Origin of the sequence: Advenella sp. EE-W14 (genome assembly GCF_012923605.1) — a bacterium.
In the GTDB taxonomy this organism is placed as follows: Bacteria; Pseudomonadota; Gammaproteobacteria; order Burkholderiales; family Burkholderiaceae_B; genus Advenella; species Advenella alkanexedens.
Genome location: NZ_JAAVNG010000007.1, coordinates 249,115 through 272,767, shown reverse-complemented (window position 1 = coordinate 272,767; position 23,653 = coordinate 249,115). Strand labels below are relative to the sequence as shown.

Genomic DNA, 23,653 nt, shown 5'->3' with positions numbered 1-23,653 from the left:
CATCCAACAAAGCAGCACTCCCAAAGGATGCCCAACCCTATGTATTGCCACCCATCACGGGTGATTCCAATACGACAAAACAAAAATTTTCTTCAGGAGACAAAATGAAGCAAGCTCATACACGGCTATTTTCTTTGATTCTTATGGGTACCAGCATCGCTGTTGCCACACCAGCCCTGGCCGCAGACCCTTACCCCACACAACCCATTACCCTGGTCGTCCCCTACTCTGCCGGTGGCGGCACCGATATTATTGCCAGGCATCTTAGCGACCGGCTTTCCAAGGTATTCAAGCAACCCGTCATTGTTGAAAACAAACCTGGCGCCAATGGCATTATCGGGACCCGTTCAGTCGCCACGTCAAAACCGGACGGCTACACCTACGCCCTGGTGGTCAACAGCCACCTGATCAATCCCCTGGTCACCAAAGACATTCCTTACGATACATTCAAGGATTTCATTGGGGTCACCATGGTGGCCCGTTCTCCCCTGGCATTTTTAAGCAGTTCTACACTGGATGCCAAAAACATTAAAGACTTCCTTGCGCTGGCCAAAAAACCCGGTAACAAATTTGCCTATGGCAGCTCCGAAAACATGACCCGTCTGGTTGGAGATATGTTCAATCACTACAATAAACTGAACATGATCAGCGTTCCCTATAAAGGCGGGGCACCGCTCATGGCTGATGTTGCGGGTGGCGTGACCACCATGGCCACAGGCAGTTTGCTGTCTTCCAGTGCTTATGTGCAGTCTGGCAAAATTACCCCGTTGGCGGTAACCGGCCAGTCCAGAACCCAAATGTGGCCAGATGTACCCACCATGGCAGAACTGGGCTTTAAAGAATTTGATAACGTCTACGTGACTTACAGCATTTTTGCACCCGCCAAAACACCCAAACCTTTGCTGGACAGCATGCAACAAGCCGTGGCTCAGGTCATTAACCAGCCCGACATGAAAGAAATCCTGCAAAAACAGGCTGCCGAACCGGTGGGTGATTCGGTTGAAAAATTCAATGAACAGGTCAAAAAAGATTTTGAACTATGGCGCAACCTGGCGGTGGCCATTGATTTGAAACCCGTTTGATTCATTCCCGCTTAACCCTGAATACACAGGCCTTGAACCGCATACAAGGCCTGACGGATTGCCATGAACAACGAAAAACATAAGCTGAAACAAATAATTTCCCCGGGCAAACTGGTGATCGCCCCCGGTGTGTATGACCTGATTTCCGTCAAGATCGCCAGCCAAATGAACTTTGACTGCCTTTACATGACAGGTTACGGAACCGTGGCTTCTTATCTGGGCTTACCGGATGCCGGCCTTGCCACCATGACCGACATGAACAACCGGGTAGCCGCCTTTTGCAATGCCACCGGCAAACCGGTGATTTGTGATGGAGACACCGGTTATGGCGGCTTGCTGAACGTGGCCCATACCGTTCGCGCCTATGAAAAATCGGGCGCGGCGGCTATCCAGCTTGAAGACCAGGCGTTTCCTAAAAAATGCGGCCATACGCCAGGACGCCGGGTGACTCCTGCCGCTGACATGGTCAAGAAAATCAGGGTGGCCGTCGATACCCGCTCAAACCCCGATTTTCTGATTATTGCCCGCACCGATGCCCGAACCAGTCTTGGACTGGATGAAGCCTTGCGCCGGGGCGAACAATATGCCCGGGCTGGTGCAGACATCATTTTTATCGAATCGCCTGAAAATGAAGAGGAGATGTGGAAAATTGCCAAAACGATTGAAAAGCCCCTGCTGATCAATCTGGTGGAAACCGGCCGCACACCCATTCTGCCCCCTGCCACGTTGCAGGAAATGGGCTATGCCATTGCGATCTATCCTGCCCTGGGGTTTCTGGCCGCTGGCCAAGCACTGCAAAATGCCTACCAGCATTTGGCCACCCACCACACATCAGTCGGGCTTGAACCCATGCTTTACAATTTTTCCGATTTCAATAAGCTGATTGGTTTCCCGGAAATTTGGGAATTTGAGAAAAAATATGCCGACTGAAACCTGAACAGAAACGCAGGCAAAAAAACAGGAGGCCAGGCCCCCTGTTTTTTTTGCCTATCGGCCTGGCCTTTTACGCCGCTGCAAGAATACGCTGTGCCCGTATAAACAAGGGTTTATCCAGCAGTTTTCCTTCCAGGGCAAAAGCACCCAGTCCGAATTTCTCCACGCCTTCAAGTACCCTGTGAGCCCAATCAATTTCTTTGGCAGAAGGCGCATAGCCTTCATTCACGACATCAACCTGGGCAGGATGAATACACAGTTTTGCCCCAAAACCGTAACGACGGGAACGCGCCACATCAGCCTTCAGAACATCCTGGTTCCTGAAATCAACGGTCACGCCATCCACCGGTTTGGCCCTGCCTGCCAGACGGGACTGCAAAACCAGGGAAGAACGCACATAATCAAGTTCTTCCTGATCTCCCTCTATCCCGGCATCAATGGCAAAATCGACTGAACCGAAAGCCAGCCGGGAAACGCGCGTGGCCTCTCCCAGCTGACGGGCGTTGTCCCAACCCTGTACGGTTTCAATCAAGGGAATGATTTCCTGTTGACCTTCAAGGGTTGCCGACAACTGTTCAAGGGCCTTAACACTTTGTGCCTTGGGCAGCATGACCCCCTGGAATTTACCCGACCCCAACAAGGCCACATCGCGGCCATACCAGCTCGTGTCAACATCATTGACACGCAGCATGAGCCGCTGGGTAAATTCACGCGTGTCGCTGGCTTCAAGCCACTGACGGATGCCTTCCCGGGCACTGTCTTTGGCATCGGGAGCCACCGCATCCTCAAGATCCAGAATCACCATCCCTGCATGAGTGTTGAGTGCCTTTTCAAAGCGCTCCGGGCGGTCACCCGGCACGAATAAGTAGCTTTTTGCAGTCGGCATTTTTTTCTCCTGTTCCTGCCTAAATCACATGTTCGTCTTTAAACGACCGGATTTCCTCTTCACTATAGCCCACCTCGCCCAGCAGCTCATGATTATGCTCTCCCATGGCCGGTGCCGCTTGGGCAGGATGTACCCCCACCCGGACAGGAGATGCAATCGTGCGTACATTCCTGCCGGCATGTTCAAATTCGATAATGCGTTCCTGCTCCTGAATGAAGTCATTATCCAGCGCCTGAGCCACATCGTAAACGGGGGCGGCAGGGACTTTACCGGCAAATGCCTTCATCCATTCTTCGGTGCTACGTGTCGCCAGAACCGACTCCAGTTCTTCTTTCAGCCTATCCCTGTTTTCAAGACGATCCGGAAAACGCTGGTACTCGGGGCGGTTAATCCACTCGGGACGCTCAATGGCCATGCAAAGCGTACCCCAGAACTTTTCCTTGTTACACATCAGGAACACCCAGCCATCCTGTGTCCGGTACAACTGGCTAGGTGTTAAGGACGGATGGCTTGAGAAAGGTTCACGTTTCAGGGAGAATCCCTCATTCAGGTACCAGACACCCACATAGGCAAGGTTATGAATGGCGACATCATACAGGCTGACATCAACATCACGCCCTATGCCGGTTGCACGGGCACCCACCAAACCTGCCAGCATACCCATGGCAGCGGTTGTGCCCGTCATCAGGTCAATAATAGACAGGCCCATGCGGCTGGGCGGCCCGTCTGGCTCTCCGGTCAGGGACAGATAGCCCGCCTCGGCCTGCATCAGATAATCGTAGCCAGGCCAGGATTTCCTGGAACCCTCACGTCCGTATGCGGACAAGTGTGCACACACGATTTTTTCATTGTATTGTTTCAGGTCTTCGTAGGTGAGACCCAGTTTTTCGGGCAAATCACCACGCAGGTTATTGAACACGATATCGGCATTTTTCAGCAAACGATGAAAAATTTCCTTACCTTGTTCAGACTTCAAATTAAGCGTAATGCTTTTTTTGTTCCGGTTGAAGGCCTGATAAAAATGGCTGTCATTTTCCCCAAAATAATAGGGGCCGACATGACGGCCAACATCACCGCCATCCGCCTGGTTTTCGATCTTGATGACTTCGGCGCCCAGATCCGCCAAGTGCTGGGTACCGAATGGACCTGCCCCGTATTGCTCGACCGCAATAATGCGCACGCCCTTCAGGGGCAAACTGTTTAATGCGTTCTGGTTCATACCTTGTTTCTCTCTATCATTTGTTTGGCGATAATAATGCGCTGCATTTCATTGGTGCCTTCACCAATCAGCAACAAAGGCGCATCCCGATACAGGCGCTCAACGTTATATTCTTTGGAATAACCGTAACCGCCAAAAATACGCATGGCTTCCAGCGAGTTCTCCATGCCGGCCTCGGTGGCAAAGTACTTGGCCATTCCGGCTTCGGCATCACAGCGTTCGCCACGGTCATAAGCGGCGGCAGCGGCATACACCAGCAAACGGGCGGCTTCGGTACGTGTGGCCATCTCGCCCAGCTTCAGCTGGATAGCCTGGTGCTCACAAATGGGCTTGCCGAATGTTTTACGAATTTGTGAATACTGCAACGCTTCTTCCAGTGCCGCCTGTGCCACGCCCAATCCACGGGCAGCCACGTTAATGCGACCCAGCTCCAGCCCGTTCAGGACATACTGCAATCCCTTACCCTCCACACCGCCAATCAGGCATGACTCATCCACTTCATAGTCGTCAAAATTCAGCGAACAGGTATCAATACCCTTGTAGCCCAGTTTGGGCAGTTTCCGGTTAACAATAAAGCCTTTGCCCTTCTCGGCAATGAAAAGGCTCATGCCTTTATGCCTTGGGGTGGCATCCGGATCGGTTTTAACCAGCAATGCCAGGCAGTTGCCATACATGCTGTTGGTGATCCACATTTTTGAACCGTTAATAATATATTTATTGCCCTGTTTGCGTGCAACCGTACGAATGGCCTGCAAATCGGTACCGCAATCCGGCTCGGTCAAGCCAACACCCCCACGCAACTCACCGGTGGCAAAGCGCGGCAGGTATTTACGCTTTTGTTCTTCGGTCCCGTTTTTCTGCACGGCCATGGCCATGATCAGGTGCGAGTTGATAATGCCTGAAATGGACATCCACACCTTGGACATTCGCTCAATGATCTTGGCGTAGGTCTGGGTCGACAAACCCAGGCCACCATATTCCTGGTCAATGATGCAGCCAAACAGCCCCATCTCTTTCATTTTCTCAACAATTTCTTCCGGATAAATATCATCATGCTCCAGCTGGTGCACATGCGGGGCAACCTCAGAGGCCAGAAATTTATCCAGCATATCCAGAATCAGCGTTTCCTGTTCAACATCGTAGTTATTGCTATCTTTACTCATCTTATTCTCACTTGCTTATTTGGTACTTAATAAATTCATCAATTGGCTGGCACTTTGATTCTCAAGACCTTTAAGGGCTGAAGAAATTTGTGCAATTTTTCCGGCATCCAGCAGATTACCGGTGTTTTCCACGTATTTGGCCTCCACCTCGCCATTGGTAATCGGGCGGACATCGGCGCCACGGTTGATGGCCTCACGATGGGAAATGACCTTGCCGTCGTTCAGTGTCACCACGACTTCGCCCGAATAATATCTGGGGAAGTCGGCATCGGGATCGGGCACGCTAATAACTTTGGCTGCCAGCGCCAGGGTTTCGGGGTCGGTATAAGCTTTCTCATCCAGGGCATCCAAAGAGAAGCGGCCAAACCGCAAACCGGTGGCAACAGAGTAAGGAATACTGAACTGGGCTTCATAGGAATTGGCCGGTTTTTGCTTGTTTTCAGCAGGTTCGCAAACGGTTTTCATGACACCCGCTGGCACTTTGGCTTCAATCTTGAGAATATCTTCAAGATTGAACTGTTTGGCAATAATCGCAGCTGCATCGGTACATGCATGCGTGAAGTGGCAGGCCGGAATCGGTTTAACCGCAATATTCATCAGCTCCCATTCCTGACCAATCGTGCTGATGCTTTCTTCCAGACCTTCCAGTTTGAAGTCGGCGCCCAGGTGGCTGGCGTATAAACCAAAACGCCCTTCATACGTTTCCCTGGGACCCAGGAAACCGTGCTTGGCCAAAGAGGCCGAGGTAATGGCGGCATTGGCCGCCCAGCCTGGATGAATACGCTTGGTCCACGCGCCATCCTGCAGGAACTCAAGGCTGCCCGAAGCCAGTGACAGGGTAATACCCTGGGCATGGGTCATTTGACCTGCATCCAGCTTATCCAGCCATGCAGCGGCCAGGGTCGCCCCAAACGCGCCAATCAAACCGGTTGGATGAAAACCCACTTGATGGAAACTACCCTTGGCAGCCGCCCCCAAACGGGTGGCCACTTCAATACCCACAATATAAGCGGTCAACAAGTCTTCACCCGATTTTTGCAGGCGGTGCGACTGGGACAGGACGGCAGCCAGCACTGGTGCCGTTGCATGAATCACGCCTTTAGGGTGTGTATCATCATAATCCAGTCCATGAATCAGCAAACCATTCACAATCGCCGCATCACGGGCAGGCAAAGACACATTCATGCCAATCACCGGTACGCCATTGGGCGTGGGTTCAGAAATGGCCAGGATGCCTGCCAGGGTTTTTTCAGCAAAGTCATACTGGGTGGACGCGTAGGCAATGCCCAAGGCATCCATGATCAGATATTTTGCCCTTTCCCTGACCTGTTCAGGAATGGCATTAAAGTTGATGCTTGAAATTTTATCGCTGATGAGCGAGGAAATGGTTTGATTCATTGTCTCTACACCTTTATTTAATTGACTTTAGCGCCGGACACTTCCACGGCAACTTTCCACTTTTTGATTTCAGATTCGATATAACGGGTGAATTCCTCTGGACTGTTCAGGACAGACAGCGACCCAAGACCATTCAGGACTTTATCCACATCTTCACTTTGCCAGTTTTTTTGCAGTGACTGGTGCAGCGTTTGGAGCACCTCGTCAGGGGTGCCTTTGGGCGCGGCCAATCCAACCCAGGCCGTTGCCAGCACATCACCCAAGCCAGCTTCCTTCAATGTGGGTACGTCAGGCTGTGCGGGCACCCGCTTGTCACTTAACACGGCCAATAATTTGATATGTCCTTTCTGGGCCATCGGAATCAGTGCGGGCCCGGTATCCACCATGGCTGTCACCCTGCCACCGACCAGGTCCGTCACGGCAGCCGGACTTCCCTTGTAGGGAATATGATCCATTTCCAGGCCAAGATCATGCTTCAGAAGCTCCATGGCCAAATGGCTGGTCACACCACTGCCTGCAGAGCCATAGTTGTATTTTGTGGGATCGGCTTTCACCATTTCAACAAATTCTTTGGCGTTATTCACGGGTACGTTGGCATTCACCGCCAGAAACAGCGGCACTTCAGAAAGCTCGGCAATTGGGCTCAAGTCTTTCAGGGGGTCATAGGCCAAATCGCCATACAGGCTGGGATTAATGGAAAGCGTGCCGCTTGAACCGACCAGCAGGGTATAACCGTCTGGCTTGGCCCTTACCACATCCATGGTGCCAATAATGCCAGCTGCACCCGGTTTGTTTTCAACAATAACCGGCTGATTAAGACCTTCTTCCAGTTTCTTGGCGGCCAGACGCGCAATAATGTCCGTTGCCTGTCCCGGAGGAAAACCCACTACGATTCTGATGGGTTTTTCCGGATAAGCCGCCTGTGCACAAAATGAGAAAGCCAGTATCCCCAATGTGCAGGCACTTATGATGTGTCTGCGAATAATATGTCTCACTCTACCACTCCTTAAATTATTTATATGTTTAATAATTAATCGCTTTTAGCGGCAATTAATGTTGGTGTTTTATATTTTTTTACGCAGTTTATTTTTACGCTGTTTATTTATCACCAACGCCATAACCTTCTTTAGCCACCAGGAAGGTACGCTCAAACACCATGATCTGCTCATCCCTTTGGTTGAAGGCTTTGGTCCTGACGGTCACAATACCTTGCGTTGGCCGTGATTTGGATTCGCGCTTGTCCAGCACTTCAGACTCGGCATACAAGGTATCACCCGCAAAAACCGGGTTGGTCAACGCAATGTCTTTCCAGCCCAGGTTGGCAATCGCCTGGCCACTGACATCATTTACGGTCATACCCAGCACAACAGCCAGTGTCAGCCCGCTATTGACCAGCAGTTTGCCAAATTCACTTTTTTCCGCATGCGCCTTGTCGCAGTGCATGGGATGGTAATTCATGGTCATTAATGAAAACTGAATGTTATCCGCATCGGTAATAGTTCGGCCAGGACGGTGCTCATAAATATCGCCAATATTGAACTCTTCGAAGTAACGGCCGTAACGGGCACGGTAACGGTTTTCACCCACTTTTTGAGGGAATAACATTTTCTATCTCCTTGTATTTACTTGTTTGTCTATTTGTACGCCCATTTGTTCGTTTGTCCGTACAAATTAAAGAAAATGATAAATAGTAATTGAGAGACTGTCAAGCAAAAAATAGGGCAATATCCGGAAAATAAAATACCGTCCACCCGGGTGCGGCACGGTGTTGTGATGAACGGGATTTACAATGGGAGGAACGCTGAAGACAACCGTCATGCCAGCCGTTTCAACGGCCGGCAAATGCTTGGCATGGGACAGAAATTTGAGGTCTGAAATAAAGCCGGGCTGGCATCAACCTGATAAACCAGTCCTGCCAGAGGCTTTTAATACAGATACTATGCTGGAATATTGTTTTTCACAAAGACCGAGTTATAACTGAACCGGGTCTCGGGATGATGGCTGATGGACAGTTCGATCAGTTCACCCTTGCGATTGCGGTATTTGCGGGCAATACACAGGCTTGGACTGCCGCTTTTAACCTGTAAGGCATTGGCCTGTTTTTTAGTCAGCGAAGTTGCCGTAATGGTTTGCTCGACTTTAACCACGGTTTCTCCAAACTGCTTTTCAATTTCCGAATGAATGGCCTCACTGCGTTTACCCATAATCCCCTTAATGGCGCGAAACGCCGGATTGATCCAGATTTCGGTATAGCTGATGGGCAGTTCGTTTTTTTCCGAGAAACGGTTTCCAATTAAAAACAACCAGGTTTCACCGGCCGAACCCTCTAGCATATCGGCCTGCTCAGCCGTAATCGTAATGATTTCGCTGCTTTGGATAACCAGCGAAGTATCGGTGGCATAACGATAAAAGTCGGAAATATCCATGATATTCTGGCTATAGGCCGTTGTCATCTGGGTTGAGATGACTTTTGAGCCAACGCCGGGCTGACGGGTAACCAGCCCGGATTGCACCAGTTTTTTCAGGGCTTCCCTTACCGTAAAACGACTGACACCAAATTGCACACACATATCCTGCTCGGTAGGCAGTAAATCACCAATTTGATATTTGCCATCGGTGATTTCATTGATGAGCGTGTTGGCCAATTGAACATACCGTGGCTGATTGCCTCTGATAAAAGCATCTCTATCTATTTCATGATTTGTATACATATTTTTGCAGTCTTGGTAAGCGTTGTACGCATTATAAACTTACATTAAGTTACTTAAGCAGGATTAAGGAAATTGCCGGCACAAAGGTAATCAGGCCCAGAGCAGCAACCCTGGTCAAGTAATAGGGCATTACCCCTTTTGCCACCGACTCAACCGGAATCTTGGCAATACCGCTCATGACAAACAAATTCAGGCCAATCGGTGGTGTCAATGTGGCTATTTCAACGTTGGCCACCATAATAACCGCAAAATGAATAGGGTCAATTCCCAAATGCGTTGCCATGGGAAACAGCAAGGGTGCCGTCAATACAATCATGGCCACCCCATCCAGAAACATACCCAGCACCAGCAGCACGGCATTGGCCAGGAGCAGAAACTGCCAGGGCTCCATATCCAGCCGTTCCATAAAACCAATCAGCTGCGCGGTTGCCCCCATCCTGGCCAGGATAAAGCCAATCAGGCTGCCTCCCAACACAACCGCAAAAATCATGGTTGCCTGCAGCAGGGAATCTTTGGAAATGCTCCAGATGTCTTTCCACTTCAGGGTCTGGTACACAAACACACACAGGACAATGGCATAACCCGCAGCAACGGCAGACACCTCGGTCGGTGTAAAAATACCCAGGTAAATACTACCCAAGACCAGCACGGGCATTGTAATGGCACCGGCCGCTTTGGGCGTACTCCGCACAAACCCCTTAAGATCGGCTTTTGAGGCCACTTCACCGTAACCGTTTTTTCTAACGACAAAAATGGTGGTCAGCAGTAGCATGGTTGCTTCCATCAGGCCAGGAACGATGCCGGCAATAAACAGCTTGTCTACCGGAATACCCACAATCGAGCCAATCAAAATGAACCCCAGGGAAGGCGGAATCATCAGGCCCAGTGTGCTGCCTACGGCCACCAATGCCGCAGAAAATTTTACCGGATATTTTTCCCGCTTCAGGCCCTCGATGGTTGCCGAACCAATGGCAGCGGCAGAGCCCACACTGGAGCCTGAAACCGCGGCAAAGAATATGCACGACAGCATCACCGTAATCGCCAGCCCGCCACGAATACAGCGGACGATACTGCCGATCAGCTCAATCAGAACACCCACAATATTGCCCCGGGTCATGACATTACCCATCAGGATAAACATGGGAATCGCCATCAGGGGATAACTGTTGATGGATTGGAAAGCGGTTTGGGCAATAACAGTCACCGGCACACTGGGCATGGACAGCACCAGCGCACTGGATACCAGCCCCATCGTGACAGCAATATGAAAGCCCAGCGCCAGCATACCCAGCAAACCGGCAAGCGCGACGAACAAAGTCATAATTGTGCTCCTTTGGAAACCGCATTCAGCACGTTCTCATCAATCCCTTCCTCTGGTTCATCCGAAACAAAAGGATCAATCCCTTTCAATGCATAGACAGCCACCATGAAGTAATACATGAACAACGCCAGGGCACCGACCGGAACCGCCAGGGAAACAATCCATAAAGGAATTTCCAGATTGGACTCTGAAACCATCCCCATCTTATGCAGACGCATTACCTGAAAAATTGAGGAGTAAAACAGAATGCCGGCAAAAGTCATTCCGGCCACACCGGCAAGCAACCAGGTCACTTTCTGCACTCCTGCAGAAAGTCGCTGCACCAGCAGCTCAGTACGGATATGGTAAAACCGGAAGCCTGCAATGCCCAATGTCAGGAAAAACGCCCATACCATCAGGAATCGCACCAATTCTTCAGCCCAGAAATAACTCACGTTGAAGAAAAACCGGCTAAGTCCTTCCACAATCATGATGGATGTAGAGAGCAATAAAAACAGCGTGGCCACCGACCAGATGATTTTGCCCAGGACATTCAAGTGTGAAATGGATTTTTTTTCCGCCTGCTTCCTGATCATTTTTTGCTCGCCGATAAAAACATCAGATTTAGCCAGAATGTTATCCATTTAGTTTGCACTCCTTTTTCACCTGGGCCAGCTCCTCGACAGCCTTGGCATTTTTTTCCACGAACTTCTGGTTGGCACGGGTAAAGCTGGCTTTCAGCTTTTCAACTTCAGCCGGGTCCATTTCACGGTATGTCGCCCCTTGCTGAACCATTTTCTGAATCAGCTCCTCATCTTTCACAATAGAGCTCTTCCACTGATCAACAATGATTTCCTGAAGAACCGTTCTGATCACGTCACTGTGCTCTTTGGGCAAGCTGTCCAGCCAGGCCTTATCGGTCACCACGGCAGAGGTGGTAAGCGCCATGCCAGGCACCGAAGTACCAAATTTGGCAGTGCTGCCCAGCACATCCGCCCATCCGGCCGGAGAGCTTAATACCCCGTCAATCGCACCTTGTGACAACGCCGCTGACATTTCGGAAGCCGCCATGGAAACCGGACTTGCCCCTATCGACTTCATCGGGTCCAGCATGATCTGTCCACCAATCACCCTGATCTTCAAGCCTGAAACATCTTCCTGTTTCTGGATATCCTTGTCTTTCATTAAAAACATCAAATCAGCGGTACGCAAAAAGCCTAAAACCGTCACACCCTTGGGCTCGATGTAGGAGTTAACCTGTTTGGTCAGTCCTTCAACAAAACAGTTATTGGTCATTTCCTGGGTGGTTAATGAAAATGGCAGGCTGACAATGCCGATACGGGGATCAAGCGCTTCCAGACGCGAAGTCACCGGCCAGACCATATGGACCGACCCGGTACCAATGGCGGCAATCCCGTTAATATCGTTATACAGTTGTGAAGCAGGAAAATACTTGCCCTTGACCTCCCCATTGGTTCGTTTTTCCACTTCTTCAATGAATTTCATGATGGAAGGGCTGGGGTTGGTGGTAATGGGAATTTCACCCGTAATGATCATTTCTGTTGCCGCGTGTGCGTTAACAGCCAAAAGGGTGGCAAGCAGTCCGGTAAATTGAATCGCTTTCATTAAATGTCTCCTGAAGTATTAATATTGATGTTGATGTTAATGTTGATGTTGCCGAGGCAAGACTTGAATTTTCCAAAACCGGTTCAGCACTCCGGCTTATCCGGTTTTGGCCTCCTTTACTGTTTTTCTTTCTGTACCGCTTTGTTTTTGTACTGCTATTTCTTTGGCCAGCCTGTCTGCATTTCAAACTGATGGGCCATAGACAGAATCCTGTCTTCACCCAAAGGACGACCAATTAATTGAACGCCCAGAGGCAAGCCCTGCGCGCCCCTCCCTGCCGGGAAACTGATGCCGGGCACACCCAGATAGTTGATCCCTCTGGTCCAGTACGACAAGGCTGAAAACCTTTTCTCAAGGATAGTCTCATCTGAACCAATCGTATCTGTGATTTTGGGCGCTTCACCCGGTGTGGTTGGCAATAAAAACGCATCCGCGCCTGGCATGGACTCTTCAAGAAAACGCTTGAGGAATACTGGACGCAAACGCAATACATCGTAATAATCCATGCCGGAAACAAAGAACCCGCGTGACAGACGGCGTCTTACCTGACGGCCGTATTTCTCGGGCTGGGTCATCAGCCAGTGCCGGTGAACCGCGGCAGATTCTGCCGCGAGCATGACCGAGGCCAGTTGACCCAGCAGGTCCAGATCGGGCAGTTTTGTTTTAACAAGCGTAAAACCCATTTCCTTGAAAGTCGCCAGGGTTGCCTTGAAGGCATTGAGCATTTCCTCAGTTAACAGGCTGCCAGCCTCAAGAACCGGATAAGCGATGGTCATGTTGGTATTGGGCGTATCCCAGTCAGGCAAGTTTGGCTTGACCGGCAGGCAAGACAAATCAACTCCGTCCGGGCCGGCAATGGCTGCATAGGCCTCCCCCACCAGCCGGACCGTTTGCGCCAGAGGACCCACACCATCAAGATTGGGAGACAATGGCATCACACCATGCAGGCTGGTTCTGTACTGGGTGGCTTTCAAACCCACCACGCCACACAAGGCGGCCGGCAAACGAACTGATCCGCCCGTATCAGAACCCAAGGCCAAGGGCACATGCCCTGCCCCCACCGACATACCGGCTCCGCTGGAGCTTCCGCCACTGACATGGGCAGTGTTCCAGGGGTTTTGACCGGGTCCGTAAGTTGCATTCAGGCCGGTCGGCGACATGGCAAATTCAGCCATATGCTGGGTACCCAGAATAAGGGCACCGGCCTGCTTCAGGCGGGTAATCATGGTGGCCTCTTGCGTGGCCACGGCCTCTGACTGTCTTAGGGTACCGCCCCAGCCAGCCCGTTTTCCTGTCTGATCAAACATGTCTTTGACGCCAACAGGAATGCCGTGCAACGCACTGGCCGATTTGCCTTCGGATGTTTCCTTATCTGCCCTGATGGCATCCTGCAAGGCCTCATCGGCATAAATATCATGCCAGGCCAACTTGCCGGGTGCCACATTGGCAATTTTTTCCAGGGAGTGTCTGACCCACTGCTCGCTGCCTGCAACCCCCTCAGGAAATTGCGGCTCATGTCTTGATCTTTGAGTCACCTTGCTCAGGGGTTCTGCTGCATACTTCAGCAACACTTCCTGAAACGGCACGGCAATTTCATCCATCCCCAATTCGGCACTGGCTTTGGAAACAGCCAAGGATAATGCTGATGCAGCTTGACGGATATCCTGGATATCGGCCACCGGTGCTGAAAAACCATTATTTGCACAATATTGCAGAAGCACATCTGCATTGATCAAATCCGTTTTTTGTGCCTCCTTACCCAACTCGATACTTCTGTCCATTTGATCCAGTGCCTCCGATAAGTTCTTAAATTAGTTTGTACGGACATTGTCACTTTATCAACAATTCAAGCAACTGGTCAAATGAAATTTTCTACGGGATTACCTGTAGACTGGCAAATAATATCGGTGTGAAAGTAGTACTCGTTCCCACGCTCCCGCGTGGTAACGCCTCCCCCCCACCAACCAGCAACACAAACCAAAAACGGCTCCCACGCGGGAGCGTGGGAGCCAGAGAAAAAAACGCAGGAGCGGGGGGGGAGCCAGAGAAAGTCCAGAAGAACCAGAATTCTCCTTTATGCAGGAAGCACGCCCTCGTAAGCATTCTGAAGCAATTGCCGCAATGCGTTCTTTTCAATCTTCCTGGGATTTGGATATTCTTTTTGCAATGCCAGTTCACAGGCCACATCCAGGTCTTGTTCCTGCATGCCCAGTTCTCGCAAGGAAACACTTGCACCATGCCTTGCCGAAAACGCATGGATGGTTTGCGCAAGATCCGTCACGCCCAACGCCTCGTTCAGTTTTTGCAACTGGCCAAAAGCCGCAAATTGATTATAGGCAATCGCATGTGGCAATATGACGGTATGCAACCGGGCATGCGGCAAGTTGAAACTGCCGCCCAGCACATGACATAATTTATGGTGCAGCCCCATACTGGTACTGCCCAACACCGCGCCACACATCCAGGCTCCATATAAGGCCTGGGAACGCGCATCCACATAAGCCTTGGTGGAAACGGTTCCCTCTGACAGACACTGTTCAATAATCGGAATCGCCTTCATTAAGGCCACTACACCCTGAATGGCGAATGACTCGGTAATTGGGCTGCGATCATGGGCATACAAGCCTTCAACCGCATGTGCGATTGCATTGATCCCACTCACCACCGTCAAATCCAGCGGCAAATCAAGACTTAGCAGAGGGTCATAAATCACCACTTTGGGCAATACGGCGGGTGATTTCCCGGTTGTCTTGATACCCGCTTCGGTCAGGCCATAAATCTGTGTCATTTCCGAACCTGCATAGGTCACCGGTATGGCCATCACGGGAATGTGAACTGACCCCAAAAAGTTGGACACCTATTCAACTTTTTGGGGTCAGTTCACTCCAGCTTAGGAGCCAGAAGCCAGAGAAAAAAACAGCCCGTTATTTCACCGCCGATGAAACAACAGCGCCCTCCCCAACCTCCTCAACCTCCTCAAGAAATTCAAGCTCTTCCTTGCGCCCGGACAGCCGGGCGGCAATAAAAGCGCATACCATTAACTGAATCTGGTGAAAAATCATCAAGGGCAACACAATTGCCCCCACTGCCTGTCCAGCAAACAGGACCTGCGCCATAGGTAAGCCACTGGCCAGGCTTTTTTTCGATCCACAAAAGACCAGGGTAATACGGTCTTCAAGAGAAAACCCCATCAGCTTGCCAATCAAAGCCGTCAACAACAGCACAATAACCAGTAACACAACACTAACCAGAACAAGCAACAACAAAGCCACCAGGGGCGTCTGGCTCCACAAGCCTTCATTTACCGCTGCGGAAAACGCCACATACACCACCAGCAGAATCGAACCCTGATCCACAAACTTCATGAGAAAACCATGACGGCTTATAAAACCGGCGGTGAAAGGACGGCTGAAATGCCCCAGGGCAAACGGAATCAGCAGTTGTTGGGTAATTTCCCAGATGGCCTCAAGGGCCAACTGCGAATCACTGGTGGCTGCACCATCGGTTATCAGCAAGCTGACCAGCATGGGCGTAATGAAAATACCCAAAATGCTGGACGATGAAGCACTGCAAATGGCAGCAGGAATATTTCCACGCGCAACCGACGTAAAGGCAATAGCCGATTGCACGGTTGCAGGCAGCACGCATAAATACAGGATTCCTTTGTACAAATCAGGCGTAAACAGGGGTTCAAGAATGGGCCTGGACATCACGCCAAGCACGGGAAAGAGAATGAATGTAAAAGAAAAAATCAGTAAATGCAGGCGCCAATGGGTAGCACCCGCAATGATGGCCTGTCGTGACAAACGAGCCCCATGCAGGAAAAACAGCAGCGCAATGGCCAGGCTGGTCACCATTTGCGCCACCGGCATCCCACGGCCAGAGGCTGGCAAGACCGTGGCAACCAAAACAGCTACCACCAACAAAAAAGTGAAACGGTCAATTTTAAGAAAACGAAGCAGTGACTGAAACATGGGATGCACTTATGTTTAGGGGTTAATACGTTGTGTAACTGCCAGCCATATTACCCCATACAAGCCTTGGTTTCTTAGCTCTCCACCGCATCACGCAATTCAGCCGGCAAAAATTGCGCCGCCTGTTCATCAAGCAAGATCATCGCATTCGGATGAGACTTGACCACCGAAGCCGGCAACTGCTCGGTAACAGGGCTTTCATAAAGCTCTGCCATGATTTGCGCCTTGTTGGTGCCTGTGGCAATAAGAATAATTTGTTTTGATTCCATAATATCCTGTAAACCCAGCGTAATCGCCTGGGTGGGAACTTCATCTAAAGAATCAAAAAAACGACTGTTATCAATTCGGGTTTGTTCAGTAAGTGGCACTACATGCGTGCGGCTGCCAAATGAGGTGCCCGGCTCGTTAAAGCCGATATGACCGTTATTGCCAATACCGAGCAATTGCAAGTCGATGTGGCCCGCCTGCTGGATTTGACCTGAGTATTGTTCGCATTGTTTTACCGGATCCGCACACAAACCGTCTGGCAGGAAGGTGCGATGCTGCGCAAAAGCCAGGCGATTGAACAAATGCTGCCGCATATAGTAACGATAGCTTTGTGGATGATCGCTGCCCAACCCGATATATTCATCCAGGTTGAAGGTGGTTAAGCCCGACACATCCACATTTAACCGTGCAACCTGCTCACACAATTTTTCATAGACAGGCTCCATGGTACTGCCTGTGGCCAGCCCCAATACCGAATCATTTTTCTTCTGGATTTGTGCAATAAGCAATTCACTTACATGTTCTGCAATTGCCTGGGGGTTGGAGAAAACATAAAACATAGTCGGTCCGGTAATGATCAATAAAAACGGTACTTACTGCTGATAAACAACCGGAATTATCCTCCTATTTTTTGATTCATGTTTTGTTTTTGTTCGGCTTTTTAAAAATTTACTCCCCAAGTGTTGCAAAACCATCCTTTTGCTTTGCTTGTTTGCCTGAATGGCTCATTTATCATTAATCACTGAATTGCCAATTTTGGATGGCCGCCTCTTACACTAAAATTAATAACTGCATTCACAATTAATGATTGTTCCATCAACCATATTTATTAATGAAAATTTTTGTTATTAATAAATAAAAACTTAAAAACCCTATCCCAGGCAGCCATTTAAATAATTTTTATAATAAACAGTAGCATATAAATGCTGCCTTATCTATAATTAAGTCCAGTTTTCTAGCTTGATTAATCGTTTTTCTATTAATCATTCACAAGAAACCAATTATTTATCATAAGTTAATTTTAAAGGCTATAAAAACATGTCTCGCTCTATAGCATTGGAATCCGTTAAAGAAGAACACAAAGCACTTATTGGTTCTTTTAATGAATTAATCAATAAACACAATGTTTCAACCAGCCAGTTTCTGGAAGCCCTCGTTTCCAACCTCCCTTCCGCCTCAGACATCGTCGCGGTACAAAACCTGCTGGAAAAACGTGTTAATGAAATCCGTACGGAAGAACTGAACCGTTATATTCAGGAAGGCAAAAAAATGGCACAGGCGCTGGGTATAGACCCTGCCATTATTGCTGAAGGTTTAACCGGCAAACAGGCAAAAATCTCAAAACCGGTTAAAGCCAAATATCGCAGCAAAGAGAATCCGGAAGAAACCTGGTCTGGCCGTGGCAAAAGACCGGCATTTATTGCCAACTATCTGGCCGCCAACCCCAACAACCAACTGGAAGATTTGTTAATTAACGATTAACGCCAGTTAATGCCTGTTATTTAACAGCATCAACAAAGACGCCACTGTAATCATGTGGCGTCTTTTATAAAAACCATTAATATATGCCATTCAAACAAAAGTGCCTTGTGACTTTCAAATGGTGATATTATCTGCTCAGCTTTTTTTGCATACTGGCCTCATTTAAAATCGTCATTCATGCGCTAAAACTCATCTACTATTACAACTCTTCAACAAAGAACCTGCATGAAAAAACTGATTTGGAAAAACAAAAAGCCCTTAAAACAGTAGGAAAAATGAAACAGGAAGGTATCCCCAACCGTTTTTCCACCGATTCAGGCGCACAACTTGACCGACGCGAGCAACGCAAACTGGACCAGGCACAAGGCTTGGTCTCATTCCCGGTAAAAATCAAACAAACACTGATAGAAGAAATTCGTGCCCAGGCAATTGCACAAAACACCAGCACTAATGATGTGGTTAATGCCTTACTGGAAAAAGCCCTGAAAAACTGAAAGTGAGCGGTTTTTTCCCACTCTCGAATATAAAAGTAATGCCCATTTCACTAAGGGCATTACTTTTCAAAAACAGCTAAATTTATCACTTACCACAAGAAAGAAATTTTTTATTAATTTCTCTAGTCTGCCTTCGCACCTGAAAGCTTAACAATCTTGCCCCACTTTTCAAATTCGGTTTCATTGAATTTTTTGAATGTGGCCGGATCAGATGCAACGGGCTCTGCACCCAATTGTGCATACTGCTCAATCACCTTGGGTTCTTTCAACGCTTCGCTGGCTGCTTTCCACAATGTTTGCACTACCTCATCAGGTGTATTCTTGGGTGCCCACAAACCATACCAGGTACTCACATCAAACTCGGGCAGGTTAGCCGAGTCCGCCACAGTGGGAACACCAGGCAAGGCATCAACCGGTTTTTTTACCGTCACGGCCAGTGCTTTTAATTGCCCGGATTTAATAAACGGCATGGCCGAAGGCATGGAGTCAAACATGAAATCCAGCTGATTTCCGATTAAATCGGTCAGGGCAGGCGAGCTGCCACGATAGGGAATATGCTGCATATCCACTTCGGCCAGAATTTTCAATAATTCACCCGATAATTGCTGGGAAGAGGCATTGCCGGCCGAACCAAAATTCAGCTTTGCAGGGTTCTTTTTCGCAAAATCAATAATATCCTGCACGCTATTAAATGGAGAATCCTTGGGAACGACCAGCACCAAAGGCACTGACACCAGCTGGGTGATGGGTGTAAAGTCATTCAAGGCATCATATTTCATGCTTGGGTACACACTGGGATTAATCACATGCAAAGACGCATTGGCCAAATAAGTATACCCATCAGGTTTGGCTTTACTGACAAACTCCGCAGCAATCATGCCGCTTGCGCCAGAACGGTTATCAACAACAATGGATTGTTTTAATACTTTGGACATTTCAGCAGCGGCAATCCGGGCCACAATATCCGTAGGCCCTCCGGGCGGATAGCCCACCACCATCTGCAGGGAATGGTCGGGGAATTTGTCTGAAGCGGCCAAGGCTTGCATATTGAAAATACCGCAAGCGGTCACTAAACCGATGCCAATAAATTTACTAATATTCGTTCGTTTCATAATATTCATCTCCTAGTTGATTTTTTTAATCTATTTTTACTGCCAGTTTCCCTGTCACACTTCTACCGTGCAGGGTTTCAATCGCTTCAGGCACCTGATCCAAAGAAAATACTTTCTGGACATCCGGATTCAGTTTTTTCTCCTTCACCCATCTAAATAAAACCGCCATAACCCTGGACATCATGCCTGCATGAATGCTGCGTTCATCCGCTGGTGTCCAACCGGTATATTGGCCAAAAAAGAAACCATGAAGAGTCAGGTTTTTAACCAACACAATATTCATGGCTACCTCGGGCAATTGACCGCTGGCAAAGCCGATACTGATTAACTGGGCATTCTGTGCGGCTGCCCTGAGCGCTGAAGCAAAAAGCGATCCGCCAACCGGGTCAAAAATAATATCAACCCCCTTGCCTCCCGTAAGCTGCTTGACCTGTACAGCCAATTGATCACTACCTGTCAAGGTATCACTGGCACCCGCCTTTTGCGCCACCTCACACTTTGTCGCCGTGCTGGCACAGGCAATGACCCGACACCCCATATTTGAGGCAATTTCAACGGCGGCCAGCCCCACACCAGAGCCCGCCCCCAGAACAAGAACGGTCTGATCCGGTGTAAGTCGACAACGCTGTACCAGACCCAAATAGGCCGTACCGTATGAAATGGGAATGGGCAAGGCTGACAAATATTCAATCCCATCCGGAATGGGATAAACCGTATAGGCCGGCAATTTCAGATATTCCGCATAGGCGCCCCAATCACAAATGCAGGCCACTCTTTGACCAACAGATAAATGGGTGACTGCACTGCCTTTTTGCTCAACAATCCCGACTGCTTCGGTTCCCGGAGAAAAAGGAAATGGGGGTTTGCGCTGATATTTTCCTTCAATCATCAACCCGGTAGCATGACTGACACTGGCGTAATGCACCCTGACAATAACTTCATCGGGCCGGGTTATTTCCGGCATGGGTGCATCTTCAACAGAAAGCACCTCTCGTGGTGCCCCAAACGTTTTGCAATGTAATGCTTTCATTTATATTTCTTCCTTCTTGATTTGTCGAATAACCTGTGACGCGATCAAGGCATCAATCTGTTCCTGGCTGAAATTGAATTTTTGCAGTACATCAATCGTGTGTTCTCCAATATCCGGTGCCTTGTTCAATATGGGTTTTTGTGACAAACCGGGTATGAACACATAGGGAAGCGACAGCCCGGGAGACTGTTCAAAATAATCCACCGTCTGGTTGAATACGGCCTGCGGGTGTTGCATGACCTGATCATAATTGCGCACGGGGGCGTGCAATACTTCATATTGACGAAAAACATCCTGCCATTCTTCATTCGTTCTTGCCGCCAGAATCCTGGCCAGCTCACCGTGCAGCACGGCCCGATGTTTCATGCGCTCCGTATTATTAACAAAACGGGTATCTTCCAGCCAGTCCTGCCTGCTCAACGCCTTGCACAAACGTTCAAATTGATCGTTATTCAAAGCCAGGACATTCAACTTGCCATTTTGTGTATCGAAAACACCATTGGGAGCACTGACTGCCGTTTTGATTTTCACTGGATTCAAGGTGTGCTCAATCAGGTTCGATTGCTGGAAAGCGGCACAGGCATCAAACAGATTCAGTTGAATATGTTCTCCTTGCGCGTCTGCGGAAGATTGACGACGGTAAATCGCCGCCAAAGCCTGCTGGGTGGCAAACATGCCTGACAAAACGTCCACCATCAGAATCCCGATTTTTTGTGGATTACCTTCCTGATCATAATTGGCCGACATAATACCGGTTTCCGCCTGCATGACGGAGTCTGTGGCAGGGGCAAACGCGTAAGGTCCCGAAGGTCCATAACCACTGATGGAAATATAAATAATTCCCGGATTTGTTATTTTCAGATCCTCGTAACTCAGGCCCAGCTTTTCAACGATTCCTGGCCTGAAGTTTTGCACGAACACATCACATTCAGCGGCCATTTTTCGAATTGCCTGGCGTCCTGCCTCCTGCTTGGCATCAATGCATACACTCTGTTTGCCCACGTTATAGCTGATAGACAACGCACTTTGTCCGAAAACGGTTGTGCCCACATGACGCCCCCAATCTCCGGCTGGCGGTTCAATCTTGATCACCTCGGCACCATATTGCCAGAGCATATTGGCGCAGTAAGGTCCGGCCACCCCCTGGCTGATATCAAGTACTTTCAAATCGGCAAAGCAGTTATTTTCGTTCATCATTTCGTCTTCCATTCACAACAGCTCCATCCTAAGACAAAGCGAATTATGCGACAATACGCTAAAACTACTCATCAGTGTTCAATTATGATTGACAATAATCTGGATCTAAACCTTCTGAAGCTGTTTGTTGAAATTGTGGAAGCAAAATCTTTGGCAGAGGCCGCCCGCCGAACGGGCATGACACGATCCAATGTTTCCATGCGGCTGAAAAAACTGGAAAAAACGCTTGAAACCCAGCTTTTCAGAAGAAACACCCGAAGTATTGAACTGACCCAGCAAGGTGAGTTGCTATATGACAAAAGCCAGAAAATCCTGGAAGAAATAGCGTCGGTCAGTTCGGACATCCATCATCTTTCAAAAAGCATGAAAGGCTATATCCGCGTTCGTATTCCAACCGGGTTTGGTCATTTGTATTTATCAGACATCTTTATTGACTTTATTCGAGAGTATCCTGAAATAGACTTGAAAATTCTTATCAATGACCGGCTGGATGACCTGATTGAGTCTGAGGTGGACTTCGCTATCAAGATTACCTCAAACCCCAATAATGAATATGTCGCCAGAAAAATATGTGATGTTCAGTGGTGTTTGTCGGCATCCCCTGACTACTTAAAAGGAAATCCTGTTCTGCTACCTTCAGACTTACTGCACCATAAATTGGTCATGCCGGCTGCCATGGGCAAGAATTTTTTTCTGAAACTGGTCCATGAACGAAGCCTGATTCGACAGCGCGTGTCTTGCAGTCTTCAATCGGGCAGCTATACTTTTTTACTGGATGCGGCCCTCAAAGGAGTGGGAATTACGCTTTTGCCCCGTTACGCGGTTCACCAGGAACTGAAACAAGGAAAACTGGTGGAAGTGCTTGAGGACTACATGCCCGAAGGAGTAGGCAATGCCATGTATTTCCTGACCATTCCCAATAAATTCACAACAACCGCAACACACCAGTTAATGAACTTCTTACAGGAGCGCATTATAGCCTTGGTGGATTCATGGAACCACACGACTTTGTAGCCAATACCAAGCCATCCCGATCCATTCATGCAGTACGCTACCGGAAATACGCAAGGCGTCAGCCCGGGGAATATATTTAAGAAAATTAGGCGGATAATCGGGCCTGACGGTAGGGGCTGCAATCACATTGAAACCGGCCCGTTCAAACGTTATTTTGGCGCGTTTCATATGCACGGTATTGGTCACCAGCAAAATAGTATTGATCCCTTCCCGGGTCAGTGAATCCCTTGAATATCGGGCTTCTTCAGCCGTCGTGGCCGGTTCAGGCAACACCCATCTAACCGGTGTATGAAACAGGGTTTCCAGCTCTCTTTGCATTACCTGGGCAACCGGTTCTTCCCCCGGCCACCCGCCCCCGCTAACCTGAATAGGCAGGCCGGTTTCCCGGTGCAAGTAAGCGGCATAGCGAATACGTTCCAGCGTGGAAGATGCGGCGGAACTGCCACCAAACTCTGGCTGATCGTGGTTAACCCCACCCCCCAGAACAACAATGGCCTGGGCCTGCCTGGCCTGATCCAAGGACAAAACAGGTTCGTCATACAAGAACTTTACCAGCGCATTGGCCACAATAGGCATACTTGCTACGGTGAAGGCCACAATACAAAACAGCAATAATGCCCGCCCCCATTTTTTAAACCGGCCACCCAGCAAAAGCCAGCTAATCAAAAACAGAATAATAAAGTTAAAAGGAATTAACAGGGCAGAAGAAATAATTTTGCTGGTAAGCAGGCTCATGACTGGCGATTGGTTTAAGCACACAAAAAT

General features: G+C 49.1%; 23 protein-coding genes. 5 read left to right on the top strand and 18 right to left on the bottom strand.

Translation table 11 applies throughout. From position 1 onward, the window contains the following. Nucleotides 1-104 precede the first annotated feature (104 nt). Together HCX92_RS05405 and HCX92_RS05400 are read left to right on the top strand one after the other, a co-directional pair. The gene (locus HCX92_RS05405) at nucleotides 105-1,082 is read left to right on the top strand and encodes a tripartite tricarboxylate transporter substrate-binding protein (protein ID WP_169293906.1); all 978 of its coding nucleotides are present in this window, start codon (nucleotides 105-107) and stop codon (nucleotides 1,080-1,082) included. Nucleotides 1,083-1,145: 63 nt separating this feature from the next. Then, a complete protein-coding gene (locus HCX92_RS05400) occupies nucleotides 1,146-2,012 on the top strand; it encodes an oxaloacetate decarboxylase (RefSeq protein WP_169293905.1) in 867 nt (288 codons plus the stop codon). 73 nt (nucleotides 2,013-2,085) lie between these two features. Here HCX92_RS05400 and HCX92_RS05395 read toward each other — a convergent pair whose 3' ends face one another. The 14 genes from HCX92_RS05395 to nagB all read right to left on the bottom strand — a co-directional run bounded on the left by HCX92_RS05395 (nucleotide 2,086) and on the right by nagB (nucleotide 17,119). Further along, nucleotides 2,086-2,901: a CoA ester lyase gene (locus HCX92_RS05395; protein WP_169293904.1), complete on the bottom strand. Its 816-nt coding sequence runs from the start codon at nucleotides 2,899-2,901 to the stop codon at nucleotides 2,086-2,088. A gap of 19 nt (nucleotides 2,902-2,920) precedes the next feature. Beyond that, nucleotides 2,921-4,120 carry a CaiB/BaiF CoA-transferase family protein gene (locus HCX92_RS05390; protein ID WP_169293903.1) on the bottom strand — a complete coding sequence of 400 codons (1,200 nt, stop codon included), beginning with the start codon at nucleotides 4,118-4,120 and terminating at the stop codon, nucleotides 2,921-2,923. After that, a complete protein-coding gene (locus HCX92_RS05385) occupies nucleotides 4,117-5,283 on the bottom strand; it encodes an acyl-CoA dehydrogenase family protein (protein WP_169293902.1) in 1,167 nt (388 codons plus the stop codon). The genes HCX92_RS05390 and HCX92_RS05385 overlap by 4 nt, the downstream gene beginning before the upstream one ends. A gap of 15 nt (nucleotides 5,284-5,298) precedes the next feature. Next, nucleotides 5,299-6,681 carry an MmgE/PrpD family protein gene (locus tag HCX92_RS05380; protein WP_169293901.1) on the bottom strand — a complete coding sequence of 461 codons (1,383 nt, stop codon included), beginning with the start codon at nucleotides 6,679-6,681 and terminating at the stop codon, nucleotides 5,299-5,301. Between the two features lie 17 nt (nucleotides 6,682-6,698). Continuing rightward, nucleotides 6,699-7,676, bottom strand: coding sequence for a tripartite tricarboxylate transporter substrate binding protein (locus tag HCX92_RS05375; protein ID WP_169293900.1), 978 nt, complete (start codon nucleotides 7,674-7,676; stop codon nucleotides 6,699-6,701). Nucleotides 7,677-7,779: 103 nt separating this feature from the next. Further along, entirely contained in the window at nucleotides 7,780-8,286 is a 507-nt protein-coding gene (locus HCX92_RS05370; RefSeq protein ID WP_169293899.1) for a MaoC family dehydratase, read from the bottom strand. Nucleotides 8,287-8,618: 332 nt separating this feature from the next. After that, entirely contained in the window at nucleotides 8,619-9,392 is a 774-nt protein-coding gene (locus HCX92_RS05365) for a GntR family transcriptional regulator (protein WP_169293898.1), read from the bottom strand. 49 nt (nucleotides 9,393-9,441) lie between these two features. After that, a complete protein-coding gene (locus HCX92_RS05360) occupies nucleotides 9,442-10,713 on the bottom strand; it encodes a TRAP transporter large permease (protein ID WP_169293897.1) in 1,272 nt (423 codons plus the stop codon). Then, nucleotides 10,710-11,336 (bottom strand): TRAP transporter small permease, encoded by a 627-nt coding sequence (locus tag HCX92_RS05355; RefSeq protein ID WP_169293896.1) that lies wholly within the window; start codon nucleotides 11,334-11,336, stop codon nucleotides 10,710-10,712. The genes HCX92_RS05360 and HCX92_RS05355 overlap by 4 nt, the downstream gene beginning before the upstream one ends. Then, the gene (gene dctP, locus HCX92_RS05350; RefSeq protein ID WP_169293895.1) at nucleotides 11,329-12,318 is read right to left on the bottom strand and encodes a TRAP transporter substrate-binding protein DctP; all 990 of its coding nucleotides are present in this window, start codon (nucleotides 12,316-12,318) and stop codon (nucleotides 11,329-11,331) included. Before dctP ends, HCX92_RS05355 begins: the two co-directional genes overlap by 8 nt. A gap of 155 nt (nucleotides 12,319-12,473) precedes the next feature. Further along, entirely contained in the window at nucleotides 12,474-14,099 is a 1,626-nt protein-coding gene (locus HCX92_RS05345) for an amidase (RefSeq protein WP_169293894.1), read from the bottom strand. A 293-nt stretch (nucleotides 14,100-14,392) separates the two neighbouring features. Next, nucleotides 14,393-15,139, bottom strand: a complete 747-nt coding sequence (locus HCX92_RS05340) for an iron-containing alcohol dehydrogenase (RefSeq protein WP_256368578.1) — start codon at nucleotides 15,137-15,139, stop codon at nucleotides 14,393-14,395. A gap of 103 nt (nucleotides 15,140-15,242) precedes the next feature. Next, nucleotides 15,243-16,292 (bottom strand): bile acid:sodium symporter family protein, encoded by a 1,050-nt coding sequence (locus tag HCX92_RS05335; protein ID WP_169293892.1) that lies wholly within the window; start codon nucleotides 16,290-16,292, stop codon nucleotides 15,243-15,245. A gap of 74 nt (nucleotides 16,293-16,366) precedes the next feature. Continuing rightward, nucleotides 16,367-17,119 (bottom strand): glucosamine-6-phosphate deaminase, encoded by a 753-nt coding sequence (gene nagB / locus HCX92_RS05330; protein ID WP_169293891.1) that lies wholly within the window; start codon nucleotides 17,117-17,119, stop codon nucleotides 16,367-16,369. A gap of 478 nt (nucleotides 17,120-17,597) precedes the next feature. Here nagB and HCX92_RS05325 point away from each other — a divergent pair, with 478 nt between their 5' ends. Then, a complete protein-coding gene (locus HCX92_RS05325) occupies nucleotides 17,598-18,041 on the top strand; it encodes an H-NS family nucleoid-associated regulatory protein (RefSeq protein ID WP_169293890.1) in 444 nt (147 codons plus the stop codon). A gap of 275 nt (nucleotides 18,042-18,316) precedes the next feature. Further along, nucleotides 18,317-18,535, top strand: a complete 219-nt coding sequence (locus HCX92_RS05320) for a hypothetical protein (RefSeq protein ID WP_169293964.1) — start codon at nucleotides 18,317-18,319, stop codon at nucleotides 18,533-18,535. 122 nt (nucleotides 18,536-18,657) lie between these two features. On the opposite strand, the gene HCX92_RS05315 is transcribed toward HCX92_RS05320, so the two are convergent. From HCX92_RS05315 to HCX92_RS05305, 3 genes are read right to left on the bottom strand one after another with little or no spacing between them, the layout of a single operon-like run. Beyond that, a complete protein-coding gene (locus HCX92_RS05315) occupies nucleotides 18,658-19,647 on the bottom strand; it encodes a tripartite tricarboxylate transporter substrate binding protein (protein ID WP_211182279.1) in 990 nt (329 codons plus the stop codon). Nucleotides 19,648-19,672: 25 nt separating this feature from the next. After that, nucleotides 19,673-20,677, bottom strand: coding sequence for an NADPH:quinone oxidoreductase family protein (locus tag HCX92_RS05310; protein ID WP_169293888.1), 1,005 nt, complete (start codon nucleotides 20,675-20,677; stop codon nucleotides 19,673-19,675). After that, nucleotides 20,678-21,874 (bottom strand): CaiB/BaiF CoA-transferase family protein, encoded by a 1,197-nt coding sequence (locus tag HCX92_RS05305; RefSeq protein WP_248290000.1) that lies wholly within the window; start codon nucleotides 21,872-21,874, stop codon nucleotides 20,678-20,680. A gap of 84 nt (nucleotides 21,875-21,958) precedes the next feature. Here HCX92_RS05305 and HCX92_RS05300 point away from each other — a divergent pair, with 84 nt between their 5' ends. Beyond that, on the top strand, nucleotides 21,959-22,888 hold the full coding sequence (locus tag HCX92_RS05300; RefSeq protein ID WP_169293886.1) for a LysR family transcriptional regulator: 930 nt from the start codon (nucleotides 21,959-21,961) through the stop codon (nucleotides 22,886-22,888). Here HCX92_RS05300 and HCX92_RS05295 read toward each other — a convergent pair. Next, nucleotides 22,865-23,623, bottom strand: coding sequence for a YdcF family protein (locus HCX92_RS05295; protein WP_169293885.1), 759 nt, complete (start codon nucleotides 23,621-23,623; stop codon nucleotides 22,865-22,867). The genes HCX92_RS05300 and HCX92_RS05295 overlap by 24 nt on opposite strands. Between the last annotated feature and the right edge of the window lie 30 nt (nucleotides 23,624-23,653).

Coding starts and splice junctions, on each gene's coding strand:
- HCX92_RS05360 (WP_169293897.1), bottom strand. CDS start 10,713: ATGACTTTGTTCGTCGCGCTTGCCGGTTTGCTGGGTATGCTGGCGCTG.
- HCX92_RS05335 (WP_169293892.1), bottom strand. CDS start 16,292: ATGTTTCAGTCACTGCTTCGTTTTCTTAAAATTGACCGTTTCACTTTT.
- HCX92_RS05405 (WP_169293906.1), top strand. CDS start 105: ATGAAGCAAGCTCATACACGGCTATTTTCTTTGATTCTTATGGGTACC.
- HCX92_RS05355 (WP_169293896.1), bottom strand. CDS start 11,336: ATGGATAACATTCTGGCTAAATCTGATGTTTTTATCGGCGAGCAAAAA.
- HCX92_RS05345 (WP_169293894.1), bottom strand. CDS start 14,099: ATGGACAGAAGTATCGAGTTGGGTAAGGAGGCACAAAAAACGGATTTG.
- HCX92_RS05325 (WP_169293890.1), top strand. CDS start 17,598: ATGTCTCGCTCTATAGCATTGGAATCCGTTAAAGAAGAACACAAAGCA.
- HCX92_RS05295 (WP_169293885.1), bottom strand. CDS start 23,623: ATGAGCCTGCTTACCAGCAAAATTATTTCTTCTGCCCTGTTAATTCCT.
- HCX92_RS05320 (WP_169293964.1), top strand. CDS start 18,317: ATGAAACAGGAAGGTATCCCCAACCGTTTTTCCACCGATTCAGGCGCA.
- HCX92_RS05340 (WP_256368578.1), bottom strand. CDS start 15,139: ATGGCCATACCGGTGACCTATGCAGGTTCGGAAATGACACAGATTTAT.
- HCX92_RS05300 (WP_169293886.1), top strand. CDS start 21,959: ATGATTGACAATAATCTGGATCTAAACCTTCTGAAGCTGTTTGTTGAA.
- HCX92_RS05400 (WP_169293905.1), top strand. CDS start 1,146: ATGAACAACGAAAAACATAAGCTGAAACAAATAATTTCCCCGGGCAAA.
- HCX92_RS05310 (WP_169293888.1), bottom strand. CDS start 20,677: ATGAAAGCATTACATTGCAAAACGTTTGGGGCACCACGAGAGGTGCTT.
- HCX92_RS05390 (WP_169293903.1), bottom strand. CDS start 4,120: ATGAACCAGAACGCATTAAACAGTTTGCCCCTGAAGGGCGTGCGCATT.
- HCX92_RS05380 (WP_169293901.1), bottom strand. CDS start 6,681: ATGAATCAAACCATTTCCTCGCTCATCAGCGATAAAATTTCAAGCATC.
- HCX92_RS05315 (WP_211182279.1), bottom strand. CDS start 19,647: ATGAAACGAACGAATATTAGTAAATTTATTGGCATCGGTTTAGTGACC.
- HCX92_RS05395 (WP_169293904.1), bottom strand. CDS start 2,901: ATGCCGACTGCAAAAAGCTACTTATTCGTGCCGGGTGACCGCCCGGAG.
- HCX92_RS05385 (WP_169293902.1), bottom strand. CDS start 5,283: ATGAGTAAAGATAGCAATAACTACGATGTTGAACAGGAAACGCTGATT.
- HCX92_RS05365 (WP_169293898.1), bottom strand. CDS start 9,392: ATGTATACAAATCATGAAATAGATAGAGATGCTTTTATCAGAGGCAAT.
- nagB (WP_169293891.1), bottom strand. CDS start 17,119: ATGTTTTATGTTTTCTCCAACCCCCAGGCAATTGCAGAACATGTAAGT.
- HCX92_RS05305 (WP_248290000.1), bottom strand. CDS start 21,874: ATGATGAACGAAAATAACTGCTTTGCCGATTTGAAAGTACTTGATATC.
- dctP (WP_169293895.1), bottom strand. CDS start 12,318: ATGAAAGCGATTCAATTTACCGGACTGCTTGCCACCCTTTTGGCTGTT.
- HCX92_RS05370 (WP_169293899.1), bottom strand. CDS start 8,286: ATGTTATTCCCTCAAAAAGTGGGTGAAAACCGTTACCGTGCCCGTTAC.